Raw genomic sequence first — 13,837 nt, 5'->3', positions numbered from 1 at the left:
AATCGTGCAGCAGCGTCTGGATGCGAGCCTTGCCGAAGACGCGAGCGCAAAGTTCCAATTCACCGGCTATGGCAATGGCACGGACTACGGCACCAGCCGTCTGCGGTCGCTTGTTGAAACCCACACGGGCAATGTTCAGGATGAGCAGGGGCGGTCGATCTCCGACGCCAAACAAGCCGGCGATCTCGTCCAGCTGGAATGGCGGCATCAGCTGCATAGCCGCAAGCCGCGCGATGTCATGCATCTCATCCTGTCGGCACGGGCGGGCACCGATGTGACGGCCTTCCAGGATGCGGCCCGCGACTTTCTCGGGAGCCAGTTTGCCGGCCACCGGTATGTGTTTTCGCTGCACGACGCTGTAAGCGATCCCAAGGCGCAGGAGGCGGGGGGCAAACGTCCGCATGTGCATGTGCATGCCATCGTCGCGATGCGCTCGGATGGCGGCGACCGGATCGAGACGACCATTTCGACGTTTCGGCAATGGCGGCTGACGATGGCCGAGAAGGCCCGGATGCACGGCATTGCCATGGAAATGACCGATCGCCGGGATCGGGCCAGCCCGGCGGCCTATTCCAAAAACCAGGTGCGGCCGGTGAACACCATCGGTCGCACCGACCATGAGGCAACCAGTGAGGCGGCACAGCGGCGCTACGACGCGAAGCGGGCAGATCTGCAAAGCAGCATTCCCCATACCGCTCGCAGCCAGACCTATACCAGAGCCGCCCAACAGGAATGGCTCGAATTCGGGCGGTCGCAGCTGTCTCAGCCCGTACGAGAGTTTGTTGACGCTCAGCTGAGCCGGCTTGACGATCGCGGCGTGGCGGCTGACCCGCAGCTGTCGGGACAGGGTGAGAAATCCAATTCTGGTGCGCAATTCAGAACAGATTTGCTGACGTTGGTCGAACTTGTTTCGGAGGGTGACGATATGCGCCACATGACACGACCTGAATTCGAGGCTTACGAGAAGCGGGTCGAGACCGCACTGTTGCAGGCGGAACGGATAATGCCGGCGGCGGAGCGCGCCGGTTTCGACGAGATCGCGACGGCGGCCCGCGAGCATGTCAATGTGCGGCGAGAACTCGTCGAACTCGTCGAGCACAGAGATCGCGGCGGCGATCAGCAGGATCGCAGCACGGCTGGCAGCGACCGCGAAGATGAAAGACAACGATGGAACGATGCGGTTGCACGCTACGGCCGCGCGGCTGCCGAAGCGGCAAACACGGTTCTCGTTGATGTCGAACGGTCTCGCGACGCACTGGAGCGGGCGGAGACCGGGGCGCCTGACACGATCCGGGCGTTGAAGCAGGCGCTCGATACGCAGTTGCTGAAGGCAGCCGAGCTCGGGGCTGCCGGCAACGGGCTGATCCGCGACGTCGCCGACGTCGACGAGGCGCTCAGGAATATGTTGCAGGCGGTCGAACGTCAACGGCAGAAAGCCGACCGCGAAAAGACCGCAGCAAGATCCGAACGATCCGAGCCGGCTGCCAATCCGGAGCGCGGTGCTCCAGCGGGTGGATCCGGACGGGAGGCAGACGTGCAAAACCGCCGGATCGACGGCGACACGAAGGCGCGAAATGAACATGATGATCGGGAACGGTAGGAACAGGTCTGATGTCTGGTGACGATAGGCGCATCATTGTCGTCGAAGATGATCGCAAGGCGATCGACGGGATCGCGACCGTATTCGGGGTCGTGTTCGTCGTCGTCATGGGGATCGCGGTGATCGACCATGCCCTCACCTTGGCTTGGTCGGCTGTCGCATCTTGGTTCAACTGAGGAGTTCGTTTTTCCGAGTGAGGGCGACGCGGCGGGCTCGTCGCGTCTCTCAGCTGGACGATGATTTGGATAGTGCCCGATTCTGCCTGAGGTACCATCCATCAAAAGAGCGCGCTTTCGCGAGCGGCCTTCGCCACATCAGCCTGGCTTTGCCCCGCCGATGACAATAATCTTGTGAAAAATCCGATATTAGGGCACAATTTGTGAGTGCGGCGCTATCTCAAATCCGGCCGTCTCGCGCCGGATGACGGTTCGCGTCGGAGGGTCGGCGTCGATGGATCAGGGGTTCTTTCTTCTGTTCGCTACGGTGTCCGTGATTACGGCCCTGACGGTGGTCCTGGCGCGGAATCCGGTTCACAGCGCATTGGCGCTGATGGCGTGTTTCCTGCAGATCTCGGCAATCTTCGTCTTGCTCGAAGCGCCGTTGCTCGCGGTCATCCAGATCTTCGTCTATGTCGGCGCGATCATGGTCCTGTTTCTATTCGTGATCATGATGATCGATGTACGCGAAGCGGTGTTGCAGCGGTTCTTGCCGGGTGGCAACTTGCCGGCTCTGGTGCTGCTCGTCCTGCTTGGGGTCGAGATGTTTGTGTTGGTGCTCTGGAGCAACCGTTTTTCGGTCACTGAGCCCGTCGCTGTGGGCGGTGGCGATGAGATCAGGCAGCTCAGCACGACACTCTTCGCCGACTATCTGCTGCCGTTTGAAGTCGCCTCCGTCATCCTGCTCGCCGCCCTGGTCGGCGCCATCGTGTTGGCGCGGAAGGAGCAGCGGTGATGGTTCCTCTCTGGTGGTATATTTTGCTCGGAGTGGTCCTGTTCGTGATCGGAGCGGCGGGCGTGCTGGTCAGGCGCAATATTCTGGTCGTGCTGATGTCACTGGAGCTGCTGCTCAACTCGGTCAATATTAACTTTATCGCTTTCGGGCGTTACTACGGCGATTTCCGCGGGCAGATCTTCGCGATCTTCGTCATCGCAATCACTGCGGCGGAGGTTGCCGTCGCTCTCGGTATCTTGGTCGCCCTCGTGAGGAACAAATCCACCCTCAAGGTCGACGAAGTGACCATGATGAAAGGATAGCGGCTTGGACCCGGTGATATCGATCCGGCCGCTGCTTGCCGTCGCCGTCGCAGGCCTGGCGGCCCTTGCGGTTCTCTTTCTGAACAACCGCGAGAAACTCCGTGATGTCGTCTCGCCGCTGGCGGCGGTCGCCATGTTCGCAATTGTCACCTCGATGGCGCCCACAGTGCTGGCGGGCAGGACAGTCGATCTGCGCCTGTTCGAGATTTTGCCGGGGATTGACTTCGCTTTCCGCGTCGATGCGCTCGGCATGGTGTTTGCCACAGTCTCGTCGCTGCTGTGGATCGTGGCCGCAATCTATTCCATCGGCTACATGCGGCACTTGAACGAGCACGCGCAGACTCGATTCTTTGCCTGCTTTGCCACCAGTCTCGCGGCTGCGGTCGGAGGTGCCTTCGCCGCCAATCTGTTCACGCTGGTGATCTTCTACGAGGTGCTCAGCCTCGTGACCTATCCGCTCGTTTACCACCACGAGGACGAAGAGGGATGGGCGGGCAGCCGCAAGTACCTCGTCTATTTGATGGGCGCGTCGAAAAGCGTGCTTCTCGCCGCGCTGGCGCTGACCTACCACATTGCGGGGTCGCTCGATTTTGTGGCGGGGGGGCTGCTCTCGCGCGTCGATGCCTCGGCCCCGATGCTGACGGTCGTCTATTTCTGCTACCTCTTCGGCTTCGCCAAGGCTGCGGTGATGCCAATGCACGCCTGGCTGCCAGCCGCGATGGTGGCGCCGACACCGGTCAGTGCGCTCCTGCATGCGGTGGCCGTGGTCAAGATGGGCGTGTTCTGCGTGCTGCGGGTGGTGTTCCATGTTTTCGGCACGGGACTGGTGGACCGGCTGGAGCTCGGCATCGTCACGGCCTATCTGGTCTCGTTCACGATCCTGATGGCGTCCGTCTACGCCCTGACACGGGACGACCTGAAGGCGAGGCTCGCCTATTCGACGGTCAGCCAGCTCTCCTACATCGTGCTTGGGGCGGTTCTGCTCTCGCCGGTCGCGATGGTCGGCGGGATCATCCACATTGCGGTTCATGCGTTCTCCAAGATCACGCTCTTTTTCTGCGCCGGGTCAATCTATTGCGCGTCTGGCAAGCGGAACATCAGCGACATGGCCGGTATCGGGCGCAGACTGCCCTGGACGATGGGGGCGTTCTTCGTCGGCTCGCTCAGTATGATCGGGGTGCCACCGACTGCGGGTTTCGTGAGCAAGTGGTATCTGGCGCGGGGCTCGGTGGAGGCGGGGGAAACCGCGTTTCTGATCGTGCTCTTGGTGAGCTCGGTCCTGAACGCCGCCTATTTCTTGCCGGTCAGCTATGTCGCTTTTTTCGGGACGGAGGCGCAGGAGAGCCCGACGACGGTCCGTGAAATTCCGATGATGACGATCCCGCTGGTTGCGACCGCCATCCTGTCGGTGTCGATGGGCATCTTCCCCGACTATTTCCTCGCCCTGGCGGAAGGAGTTGTCAGATGATAACGCGCGTGGTCGATTTCTTTGGTGACGGAAAATATGCGAACCAGCGACGCCGCTTGTTCTATCTGGTGCTCGTTCTGATCGTCATCGCCGACTTCCTGGTCTCCCGCGAACACGCCGAATACCTGTGGGACCGCCTGCCGGGCTGGTCGGCCGTCTACGGCTTCCTATCCTGCGTGCTGCTGATTTTCGTTTCCAAGTTCCTCGGCCATCGGGGTGGGCTCATGCGGCGCGAGGACTATTATGACTGACTTCGTCCATCCCGCCCTTTTGTTCATTCTCGGCGCCCTGCCGATCCCCTTTCTGAAGGGCGCGACCCGTACGGCCTATCTGCTACTGATCCCGGTGCTTGCAATCCTCGCCGTGCTCACGATGCCGCCGGGCAGCTACGGCGCGGCATCGTTCATCGGGGAGGAAATCCTCATCGCGAAGGTGGACAAGCTGAGCATCGTCTTCGCCACCGTTTTCACCATTATGGCGCTGATCGGAATGGTCTACGCGCTGCACCTGACGCGCGCCGGCCAGCACGTCGCTGCGTTCGTCTACGTCGGCAGCGCGCTTGGCGTCGTTTTTGCCGGCGACTATCTGACCCTGTACCTGTTCTGGGAAGGTATGGCGTTTGCCTCTGCCTATCTGGTCTTTGCCCAGGGCGGCCGGCAGGCGGTCGCTGCCGGCTTCCGCTACCTCATGGTCCACATCACTGGCGGCGTCGTTCTGCTCGGTGGCGTCATTCTCCACGGGCTCGCCGCAGGTTCGCTGCTCTTCGGCCCGATCGGGGGGGAGATGGGCGTCGCCGCCTACCTGATCCTCGCCGGGTTCCTCCTCAATGCCGCGGTGCCGCCGCTCAACGCCTGGCTGACCGATGCTTACCCGGAGGCAACCGTCACCGGGGCGGTGTTCATGAGCGCCTTCACCACCAAAACCGCCGTCTATGTGCTGGCCCGGGCGTTTCCCGGAACCGAGCTTTTAGTCTGGCTCGGTACGGCGATGGCACTCTACGGCGTCATCTACGCGGTGCTGGAAAACGACTGCCGGCGGCTGTTGGCCTATCACATCGTCAGTCAGGTGGGCTACATGGTGGCGGGCATCGGCATCGGGACCGAGATGGCGGTGAACGGGGCTGTCAGCCATGCCTTCGCACATATCCTTTACAAGGCGCTCCTGTTCATGGGCGCGGGGGCGGTGATCTACGTCACCGGGCGGCGCAAGCTCACCGAGCTTGGCGGACTTTACAGGACCATGCCGCTGACCGTTGCGCTCTACATGGTCGGCGCTTTTGCGATTTCGGCATTTCCATTCTTCTCGGGCTTCGTCACCAAGTCGATGGTGGTGGCCGCCGCCGGACACGATCACCGCGCGCTGGTGGTTCTTGCACTGACGATGGCGTCGTCGGGGACGTTCTTGCACACCGGACTCAAGCTCCCGTATTACATGTTCTTCGGCACGGACCAGAGGCTGGAGGCACGGGAACCTCCCCGCAACATGCTCGTTGCGATGGGCATGGCGGCGGTGCTGTGCATCGCGATCGGGGTGTTCCCCCAGCCACTTTACGCGCTTCTGCCTTATCCGGTCGACTTCGAACCCTACACCGGGGTCCATGTCACCGAGAGCCTCGGCGTGCTGATGTTCACCGCCTTGGGCTTTGTCGTGTTCCTCAGGGCGCTCGATCCCGAGAACACGATCAGCATCGACACCGACTGGTTCTACCGCAAGGGCGCGCGACACTTCATGTGGCTCGCCGAAAAACCGCTGGCGCGCTACGAGAAGACGGTGAGCGACGTGTCCGAGACCGCGGCGCTGCCCTTCCTGCATGGGGCGGCACGGGCGGGACTGTCGGTCGATCTCACCGGTGTGGACGCCGTTGTAAACGGCGTCGCCCGCGCGATCCTGCGCTGCGGCGGCGCGCTGCGGCGGCTCCAGACCGGCGTCGTGACCCATTACGCACTGGCGATGGTCGTTGGTGTGATCGCAGCCACCGTCGTCTTCGCCGTGGCGTGGCGGTAGGGGGTGTTATGGAGTTGCCTCTACTTAGTCTCATCGTATTCACGCCTGCCGCCGGGGCAGCGGTTCTGATGTTTCTGCGCAGCGACGATGCCGTGCGGTGGACAGCGCTGGGTGTCACCGTCATCGACCTTGCTCTGTGCATCGCTATGCTGGCCAGCTTTGACACCACGACCCACGGGATGCAGTTCACCGAGACGCACCCGTGGGTGCCCGCGCTCGGGATCACTTATGCGCTTGGCATCGACGGGATAAGCGCGCTCTTCGTGTTCCTGACCGCGCTGTTGGGCTGGATCTGCGTGCTTGCCTCGTGGGTCGCGATCGACCGCAAGGTGAAGGAGTTCATGGTCAGTCTGCTGGTCATGCAGGCGCTGATGCTGGGGGTGTTCTGCGCGCTGGATCTGTTCCTGTTCTACGTCTTCTGGGAGGCGATGCTGATCCCGATGTACCTGATCATCGGCGTCTGGGGCGGCGAAGGCCGAGTCTATGCGGCGTTCAAGTTCTTCCTATACACGCTGGCGGGCAGCCTCCTGTTCCTAATCGGTGTCATCGTGCTCTATTTCCACGGCGGTGAGACCTTCGACATCCTCGCCCTGACAGCGCAGGATTTGCCGTTCCAGATCCAGTCCTGGCTGTTTTTCGCCTTCCTGATTGCCTTCGCGGTCAAGGTGCCGATGGTCCCGGTCCATACCTGGCTGCCGGACGCCCATGTGCAGGCGCCGACGGCGGGCAGCATCATCCTTGCCGGAGTGCTCCTGAAGATGGGCGCCTATGGATTCTTGCGGTTCTCGCTGCCGATGCTGCCGGAGGCGTCGGTGCATTACTCGACGCTGATGCTGGTGCTCTCGGCGCTTGCGATCGTCTATGGCGGGTTGCTGGCGCTGGCGCAGGACGACCTGAAGAAGCTGGTGGCCTATTCGAGCATCAGCCACATGGGCTTCGTGACGCTGGGGATTTTTGCGCTGAACCTCCGCGGGCTCGAGGGCGGAATCCTGCAAATGTTCAATCATGGCGTAACAACGGGCGCGTTGTTCCTGCTCGTCGGCCTGATCTACGAGCGGACACATACGCGCAGCATAGCGGAATATGGCGGGTTGATGAAGGCGGCGCCGGTCTATACGGCGTCTCTTGCGCTGTTCACCCTGTCGGCGATGGCGCTGCCGGGAACGAATTCGTTCGTGGGCGAGTTGCTCGTGCTGTCGGGCGGATTTGCGGCCAACCTGGCCGTCGGCGCGGCCGCCGTTTTGGGCGCATTGCTGGGAGCGGCCTATTTGCTTGGCATGTATAGGAAGGTCGCGCTTGGTCCGGCCAGCGTCGGCGCCCGGTTCAAGATACGCGATGTGAACGCCCGCGAAATGGCCGCGATCCTGCCGCTGGCCGTCTTCGTGCTTTGGGTCGGGCTCTATCCGAAACCCCTTCTCAACATCATCGACGCCTCGGTGAAGCATCTGCTGGCGCAGGTGCATGATAAAGGGAGCGGCCAATGACCGCCGCCGCGCTTTTCCAGTCGGTCCTGGCGAGCCTGCCCGAGATCGTGGTGGTCACCGGGGCCTGCATTCTGCTGATCCTGGGACAGTTTGTGCGGAAGGGGCAAGAACATTTCCTTGTCTGGGCTTCCGTCGCGGTGGTGCTGATTGCCGCCTTGGGGACACTCTTGCTGGCGAGCGAGGTGCGGACGGCCTACACGGGCATGTTCATCGCCGACCGCTTCGCGGTCTTCTTCAAGTTCGTGTTCTACTTGGCCACCGTTCTGACATTCCTCCTTTCGCGAAAATATGCCGACATCGAAGGGATCGGGAGCAGCGAATACTATGTGCTGCTGCTCTTCGCGCTTTCGGGAATGATGATCATGGCCTCGGCGACCGATCTCCTGTCGATCTACGTGGGCCTCGAATTGATGGTGCTCTGCACCTATGTGCTGACCGGTTTCCTGCGGCGAGAGCGCCGATCGAACGAAGCGGCGCTGAAATATGTCATCCTCGGTTCAGTCTCGACCGGGATATTCCTTTACGGCGTTTCGCTGGTCTACGGGCTCACCGGCACGACGCAACTGGACGGGATGGCTCAGGCCGTGACCGGCGATCCGCGCGATCCAGGATTGCTGTTGGCGGTGGTCTTCATCGTCGCGGGGCTGGTCTTCAAGGTCGGCGCGGTGCCGTTCCATATGTGGGTACCGGACGTTTATGAAGGCGCGCCGACGACAATCACCGCCTTCATGTCGGTGGGGCCCAAGGCGGCAGGGTTCGCAGTGATCCTGCGGGTGTTCCTCAACCCGCTGGTCGCAGCCTCGGACGTTTGGATCATCGTCGCGGTGATTGCGGTGGTGACGATGGCGCTCGGCAGTTTCGTGGCGCTGGTGCAGGATAATTTCAAGCGCCTCTTGGCCTATTCCAGCATCGCCCATGCCGGGTTCGCCACTTTCGGCGTGGTGGCCGGCGGTGCCGACGGGATCGCCAGCGTGATGCTCTACATGCTGATCTACTGTTTCATGAATCTCGGCATTTTCGGCACCGTCATCATGATGCGGAACGGCGATTTCTCAGGGGAGGTTATCGAAGATTACGCGGGTTTCGCCAAGTCGCATCCCGGGCTGGCGCTTCTGATGCTGCTTTATCTGTTCTCGCTGGCCGGCATTCCGCCGACGGCCGGGTTCTTCGCCAAGTTCTACGTGCTGGTCGCCCTCGTTGAGCGAGGTTTCGTCATGCTGGCGGTGATCGCGGTGCTGCTGAGCGTTGTTGCCGCATACTTTTACATCCGCATCGTCATGGTGATCTACATGCGCGAGCCGGCGAGGGCGTTTGACCCGGCGCTGACGCCCTTGGTCCGAGCCACGCTCGCCTTCACCGCCTTAGGCACCATCGGCATCGGCTTATTTCCGGCGTGGTTTCTGAGGCTTGCCCAACATTCGGCTTTTGGCGGCTAATCGATTGGATTTGCAATGATCCGCCCGACGGAATAGACTGGTAGTTCAAGAAAGGATAGCCCAAGTCCCTTTCCGAGGCGACGCATTACCGGTCCTGAATGGGGTCGGTTGCGCGGCCTGAGGAAAGCCCTCGGTGGGTGACCGGGGCAACGCGATATGGCTGCAACGGAATTCCTCCCGGTTCTTGTCATGGTTGCCGGAATTGTTCTGGTGGCCGGGGCGACGCTATTTGTCTCCTCGCTACTGCGTCCGTCCAATCCCTATCCCGAAAAGAACATGCCCTATGAATGCGGAATGGACCCGGCTGGCGAGGCCGCCGGGGGGCGCTTCAGGGTGCAGTTCTTTATTCTCGCGATCCTGTTGGTGGTCTTCGATGTCGAGACGATGTTCCTCTTTCCGTGGGCCGTCGTCCTGAAAGACATCGGCTTGGTCGGTTATGTCGAGATGTTCGTCTTCATATTGCTGCTTCTTGTAGGCTTTGCCTACGCCTGGCTGAAGGGAGCGCTGGAATGGGAGGCGTAAACAATGCAATCCGCGACAGTGTGCTGTTCACCACGGCCGAGAGCGTTATCAACTGGAGCCGAAAATCGGCGCTGTGGCCCGAGACGTTCGGTATTGCCTGCTGCGCCATCGAGATGATCTCCGCGGGTTGTGCGCGCTACGATCTCGACCGGTTCGGCGTGGTGTTCCGGCCTTCGCCCCGCCAGTCCGACGTGATGATTATCGCCGGCACCGTGACGCGGAAATTCGCTCCCGTCGTGCGCCGGCTCTATGACCAGATGCCGGAGCCGCGCTGGGTTATCGCGATGGGCACCTGCGCTATCTCGGGCGGGGTCTACAACACCTACGCCGTGGTGCAGGGAGCGGAGACCTTCGTGCCGGTGGACGTATATGTGCCCGGTTGCCCGCCGCGACCCGAGGCGCTGATGCATGGCTTCCTACTGCTTCAGGAGAAGATCAAAAAATCCCGAGCGCTAGCCGGGACACCTCTGGACCGGGTCGCGGTGCCATGAGTGTCGAGACACCCCTCAACCGCGCTCCGATTACGGAGCGTTTCGGCGAGGCGATCGACGATCTTGGCTTTGCGCATGGTGTTCATGCCTTCGCCGCTCCCCCCGAAATGATCGTCGAGCTTTGCCGGTTTCTGAAGGAACACCCGGCGCTGCGGTTCAATTTCCTGTCAGACATCTGCGGGGTCGATCATTACCCCGAGGTGCCGCGCTACGAGGCCGTGTACCACCTCTATTCGCTGCCGAACAAATGGCGCGTTCGCATCAAGTGCCGCCTTAGCGATCCGCCGCGGGTCCCGTCGGTGACGGGGGTCTGGCGGACCGCCAATTGGCATGAGCGCGAAGCCTGGGACATGTACGGGATAAGGTTCGAGGGCCACCCCGACTTGCGCCGGATCTACATGTGGGAAGGGTTCGAGGGCTTCCCGCAGCGCAAGGACTTTCCGCTCCGCGGCTACAAGGACAAGCTGAACCCGTTTGGTGTCGAAGGCCCGCCGCCGACGCAGCCAGACCTTGCCACCAAGAACATTCCATAGGGGAGGCCGCTCCACGCCGGGAACTTGAAATGACCGAAGTCACGGAACTGAGAAGGCCGCAAGGCGAAGCGCTCGACACCAAGGAGGTGCTTCTCAATCTCGGCCCGCAGCATCCCAGCACGCATGGGGTGCTGCGGCTTGTCCTCGAGTTGGACGGCGAGTATGTCGCACGGGTGGACCCGCATATCGGCTACCTCCACCGCGGCACAGAAAAACTGGCTGAGAGCTTCACCTACACCCAGATTTTTCCGCTGACAGACCGGCTCGACTACCTCTGCCCACCGTCGAACAACCTGGCCTTCGCGCTGGCGGTAGAGAAGCTCCTGGGCATCAAAGCGCCGATCCGCGCGCAATATATCCGCGTGCTGATGGCCGAGCTGGCGCGGATCTCCGGACATCTCCTGATCACTGGCGCGCTGCCGCTGGACCTGGGCGCCATGACCGCGTTGCTTTACGTCATGCGCGAGCGCGAAATGATCATGGACTTGTTGGAGATGATCAGCGGCGCGCGGATGCACACCTCCTTCTGCCGAGTCGGTGGCGTGCGCGAGGACCTGCCCGACGGTTTTTTTCCCAAGATCAGGGAGTTCTGCGACATCTTCCCGAACCGGATCCGCGACTATGAGCGGCTGATCGATAACAATCGGGTGTTCCTGAAGCGCACGCAGGGGATCGGCGTGATCTCCGCCGAGGACGCCATCGATCTCGGCCTGAGCGGCCCGAACCTGCGCGCCTCGGGCGTCGATTGGGACATCCGCCGCGACGAGCCCTACGAGATCTACGATCGGCTCGACTTCAACGTCATTACCCGCAAGGAGGGCGACTGCTATGCGCGCTGGCAGTGCCGGGTCGAGGAGATGCGCGAGAGCGTCCGGATCATCGAGCAATGCCTCGACCAGATGCCCGAGGGGCCGTTCCAGATCGACATGCCGACGATCGCCTTCCCGCTGGACAAGGATCGAGTGCACTGCTCGATGGAGGCGCTGATCCAGCATTTCGACCTGTCGGCCTATGGCTTCAAGGTGCCGAAGGGCGAGGTCTATTCGGCGATCGAGGCGCCAAAGGGAGAGCTCGGCTTCTACATCATCAGCGACGGGTCGCCAAAACCGTTCCGCATGAAGGTGCGGGCACCCTCGTTCGTCAACCTTCAGGCACTCTTCGGCGTCACCAACGCCCGCTACCTGGCGGACATGATCGCCGTGCTCGGCAGCCTCGATCCGGTAATGGCGGAGGTGGACAAGTAGCAAGGATTTGATGCGATGACCATGCGCGAAAAGATCGAAGAGGCAGCGGCGCGGTATCCCGACCAGCGCTCGGCGATCATGCCCGCGCTTCTGATCGCGCAGAGGGAGCATGGCCATCTGCCTGGTCCGGTGCTGGAAGAGGTCGCCGACATCCTCGGTGTCGAGCGGATCTGGGTCTATGAACTTGCGACCTTCTACACCCTCTTCCATACCGACCCGGTGGGGATGTTTCACCTTCAGCTCTGCGACAACGTCTCCTGTATGCTGTGTGGATCCGAGGCTCTGCTGAAGCATTTGGAAATGGCCCTGGGGATCAAGAAGGGCGAAACCACCCCTGACCGGCTGTTCACGCTTTCTACCGTCGAGTGCCTCGGCGCTTGCGAGATGGCCCCGGTGATGCAGGTCGGCGACGATTATCACGGCGACCTCGACATCGCGCGGATCGACGCGCTGCTGGACAAGCTGCGCGCGACGGTGGCGGGGCAAGCGACTGGCGCCGCCCTCCTCGCCGCAGCACCGCAGGGAGAGTAGAGCCATGTTCGAACCGGTCCTTCTCAGGAACGTGGACGTGCCGGATGGCCATCTGCTCGCAACCTATGAGGCCGGCGGTGGTTACCGGGCGCTGGCTAAAGCGCTGCGGGAACACACACCCGACGAGATTATCGACCTCGTCAAACAATCCAACCTGCGCGGTCGCGGCGGTGCCGGATTCCCTACGGGCATGAAATGGAGCTTCGTGCCGAAAAGGGCCGGCAAGCCGAAATATCTCTGCTGCAACGCCGACGAGGGTGAGCCCGGCACCTTCAAGGACCGGATCCTCATGGAGCGTGACCCGCACCAACTGATCGAGGGCATGGCGATCAGTGGCTACGCGATCGGGGCTGAAATCGCCTATGTCTACATCCGCGGGGAATATGTGACGGCGATCCGGCGGCTGGAGCAGGCGATTGCCGAGGCTCGTGCGAAGGGTTACCTCGGAACGCGGATTCTGGGCTCGGATTTCAGTTTCGCCGTCCACATCCACTGCGGCGCCGGCGCCTATATCTGCGGCGAGGAGACGGCGATGCTCGACTCGCTCGAAGGCAAGCGGGCACAGCCGCGTCTGAAACCGCCGTTTCCGGCGGTCGAGGGGCTCTACGCCAGCCCGACCGTGATCAACAACGTCGAGACGCTCGTCTGCGTGCCGCATATCGTCTTGCGGGGGCTTGAGTGGTTCCGCGGCATCGGCCCGGTGAAGAGCCCCGGTCCGAAGCTCTACTGCCTCAGCGGGCAAGTGCGCAAACCCGGCCTCTACGAGTTGCCGATGGGCATACCGTTGCGTGAACTGGTCGAGGAGTATGCCGGCGGGCCGCTGCCAGGGCGCAAGATCAAGGCGGTGATCCCCGGCGGGGTCTCGGCGCCGGTGATCCCGGAGCGCGGTCTGGACGTGGGAATGGACTTCGACTCGCTCTCCGCCATCGGCTCCATGCTCGGCTCGGCCGGGGTGATCGTGATCGACGACTCGACCTGCATGGTCAAGGTCGCGACGCGGATCATCGAGTTCTTCCACCATGAGTCCTGCGGCAAGTGCACCCCTTGCCGCGAGGGGCTGAACTGGGCCGTGAAAGTGCTGCGCCGGATCGAAGCGGGCCAGGGCGCGCCGGGCGATTTGGAACAGCTAAAGACGCTGTGCAAGGGCATTTTCGGCAACACGTTCTGCGCTCTGGGCGACGGGGCGGCCATGGGCTTGCGGGCCGCGCTGGAGCATTTCGAACCTGAATTCGTCACCCATATCGAGGAGCGAAGGTGCCCGTTTCACTGAA

At 62.0% G+C, this 13,837-nt stretch carries 15 protein-coding genes; all 15 read left to right on the top strand.

What is annotated here, in order from left to right:
- Positions 1-4: 4 nt before the first annotated feature.
- A complete protein-coding gene (locus tag WI754_RS30340; protein WP_341486383.1) occupies positions 5-1,600 on the top strand; it encodes a hypothetical protein in 1,596 nt (531 codons plus the stop codon).
- A gap of 11 nt (positions 1,601-1,611) precedes the next feature.
- Positions 1,612-1,776, top strand: a complete 165-nt coding sequence (locus WI754_RS30335; RefSeq protein WP_341486382.1) for a hypothetical protein — start codon at positions 1,612-1,614, stop codon at positions 1,774-1,776.
- A gap of 274 nt (positions 1,777-2,050) precedes the next feature.
- The gene (locus tag WI754_RS30330; RefSeq protein WP_341486614.1) at positions 2,051-2,551 is read left to right on the top strand and encodes an NADH-quinone oxidoreductase subunit J; all 501 of its coding nucleotides are present in this window, start codon (positions 2,051-2,053) and stop codon (positions 2,549-2,551) included.
- Positions 2,551-2,853 carry an NADH-quinone oxidoreductase subunit NuoK gene (gene nuoK, locus WI754_RS30325; protein WP_341486381.1) on the top strand — a complete coding sequence of 101 codons (303 nt, stop codon included), beginning with the start codon at positions 2,551-2,553 and terminating at the stop codon, positions 2,851-2,853. The genes WI754_RS30330 and nuoK overlap by 1 nt, the downstream gene beginning before the upstream one ends.
- 4 nt (positions 2,854-2,857) lie before the next feature.
- The gene (locus WI754_RS30320) at positions 2,858-4,321 is read left to right on the top strand and encodes a monovalent cation/H+ antiporter subunit D family protein (protein ID WP_341486380.1); all 1,464 of its coding nucleotides are present in this window, start codon (positions 2,858-2,860) and stop codon (positions 4,319-4,321) included.
- Entirely contained in the window at positions 4,318-4,572 is a 255-nt protein-coding gene (locus WI754_RS30315; RefSeq protein WP_341486379.1) for a hypothetical protein, read from the top strand. The genes WI754_RS30320 and WI754_RS30315 overlap by 4 nt, the downstream gene beginning before the upstream one ends.
- Positions 4,565-6,325, top strand: coding sequence for a Na(+)/H(+) antiporter subunit D (locus WI754_RS30310; RefSeq protein ID WP_341486378.1), 1,761 nt, complete (start codon positions 4,565-4,567; stop codon positions 6,323-6,325). Before WI754_RS30315 ends, WI754_RS30310 begins: the two co-directional genes overlap by 8 nt.
- A gap of 8 nt (positions 6,326-6,333) precedes the next feature.
- Positions 6,334-7,809 (top strand): NADH-quinone oxidoreductase subunit M, encoded by a 1,476-nt coding sequence (locus WI754_RS30305; RefSeq protein ID WP_341486377.1) that lies wholly within the window; start codon positions 6,334-6,336, stop codon positions 7,807-7,809.
- Positions 7,806-9,245 carry an NADH-quinone oxidoreductase subunit N gene (locus WI754_RS30300; RefSeq protein WP_341486376.1) on the top strand — a complete coding sequence of 480 codons (1,440 nt, stop codon included), beginning with the start codon at positions 7,806-7,808 and terminating at the stop codon, positions 9,243-9,245. Before WI754_RS30305 ends, WI754_RS30300 begins: the two co-directional genes overlap by 4 nt.
- A gap of 156 nt (positions 9,246-9,401) precedes the next feature.
- On the top strand, positions 9,402-9,767 hold the full coding sequence (locus WI754_RS30295; RefSeq protein WP_341486375.1) for an NADH-quinone oxidoreductase subunit A: 366 nt from the start codon (positions 9,402-9,404) through the stop codon (positions 9,765-9,767).
- Entirely contained in the window at positions 9,755-10,258 is a 504-nt protein-coding gene (locus tag WI754_RS30290) for an NADH-quinone oxidoreductase subunit B family protein (protein ID WP_341486374.1), read from the top strand. Before WI754_RS30295 ends, WI754_RS30290 begins: the two co-directional genes overlap by 13 nt.
- Positions 10,255-10,791 carry an NADH-quinone oxidoreductase subunit C gene (locus WI754_RS30285; protein ID WP_341486373.1) on the top strand — a complete coding sequence of 179 codons (537 nt, stop codon included), beginning with the start codon at positions 10,255-10,257 and terminating at the stop codon, positions 10,789-10,791. Before WI754_RS30290 ends, WI754_RS30285 begins: the two co-directional genes overlap by 4 nt.
- A 29-nt stretch (positions 10,792-10,820) precedes the next feature.
- Positions 10,821-12,035 (top strand): NADH dehydrogenase (quinone) subunit D, encoded by a 1,215-nt coding sequence (gene nuoD, locus WI754_RS30280; protein WP_341486372.1) that lies wholly within the window; start codon positions 10,821-10,823, stop codon positions 12,033-12,035.
- Between the two features lie 15 nt (positions 12,036-12,050).
- Complete coding sequence (nuoE, locus tag WI754_RS30275) at positions 12,051-12,566, top strand: NADH-quinone oxidoreductase subunit NuoE (protein WP_341486371.1); 516 nt, start codon at positions 12,051-12,053, stop codon at positions 12,564-12,566.
- 4 nt (positions 12,567-12,570) lie between these two features.
- Complete coding sequence (gene nuoF / locus WI754_RS30270; protein ID WP_341486370.1) at positions 12,571-13,836, top strand: NADH-quinone oxidoreductase subunit NuoF; 1,266 nt, start codon at positions 12,571-12,573, stop codon at positions 13,834-13,836.
- Position 13,837 lies beyond the last annotated feature (1 nt).

Origin of the sequence: Pararhizobium sp. A13 (genome assembly GCF_040126305.1) — a bacterium.
GTDB lineage: Bacteria > Pseudomonadota > Alphaproteobacteria > Rhizobiales > Rhizobiaceae > Pararhizobium.
This window is presented reverse-complemented; position numbering and strand designations above follow the sequence as displayed.

Bases quoted from the DNA above. Each gene is read 5' to 3' on its own strand.
- WI754_RS30295 (WP_341486375.1), top strand. From the start codon at position 9,402: ATGGCTGCAACGGAATTCCTCCCGGTTCTTGTCATGGTTGCCGGAATT.
- nuoF (WP_341486370.1), top strand. From the start codon at position 12,571: ATGTTCGAACCGGTCCTTCTCAGGAACGTGGACGTGCCGGATGGCCAT.
- WI754_RS30300 (WP_341486376.1), top strand. From the start codon at position 7,806: ATGACCGCCGCCGCGCTTTTCCAGTCGGTCCTGGCGAGCCTGCCCGAG.
- WI754_RS30310 (WP_341486378.1), top strand. From the start codon at position 4,565: ATGACTGACTTCGTCCATCCCGCCCTTTTGTTCATTCTCGGCGCCCTG.
- WI754_RS30315 (WP_341486379.1), top strand. From the start codon at position 4,318: ATGATAACGCGCGTGGTCGATTTCTTTGGTGACGGAAAATATGCGAAC.
- WI754_RS30290 (WP_341486374.1), top strand. From the start codon at position 9,755: ATGGGAGGCGTAAACAATGCAATCCGCGACAGTGTGCTGTTCACCACG.
- nuoD (WP_341486372.1), top strand. From the start codon at position 10,821: ATGACCGAAGTCACGGAACTGAGAAGGCCGCAAGGCGAAGCGCTCGAC.
- nuoK (WP_341486381.1), top strand. From the start codon at position 2,551: ATGGTTCCTCTCTGGTGGTATATTTTGCTCGGAGTGGTCCTGTTCGTG.
- WI754_RS30335 (WP_341486382.1), top strand. From the start codon at position 1,612: ATGTCTGGTGACGATAGGCGCATCATTGTCGTCGAAGATGATCGCAAG.
- WI754_RS30305 (WP_341486377.1), top strand. From the start codon at position 6,334: ATGGAGTTGCCTCTACTTAGTCTCATCGTATTCACGCCTGCCGCCGGG.
- nuoE (WP_341486371.1), top strand. From the start codon at position 12,051: ATGACCATGCGCGAAAAGATCGAAGAGGCAGCGGCGCGGTATCCCGAC.
- WI754_RS30330 (WP_341486614.1), top strand. From the start codon at position 2,051: ATGGATCAGGGGTTCTTTCTTCTGTTCGCTACGGTGTCCGTGATTACG.
- WI754_RS30285 (WP_341486373.1), top strand. From the start codon at position 10,255: ATGAGTGTCGAGACACCCCTCAACCGCGCTCCGATTACGGAGCGTTTC.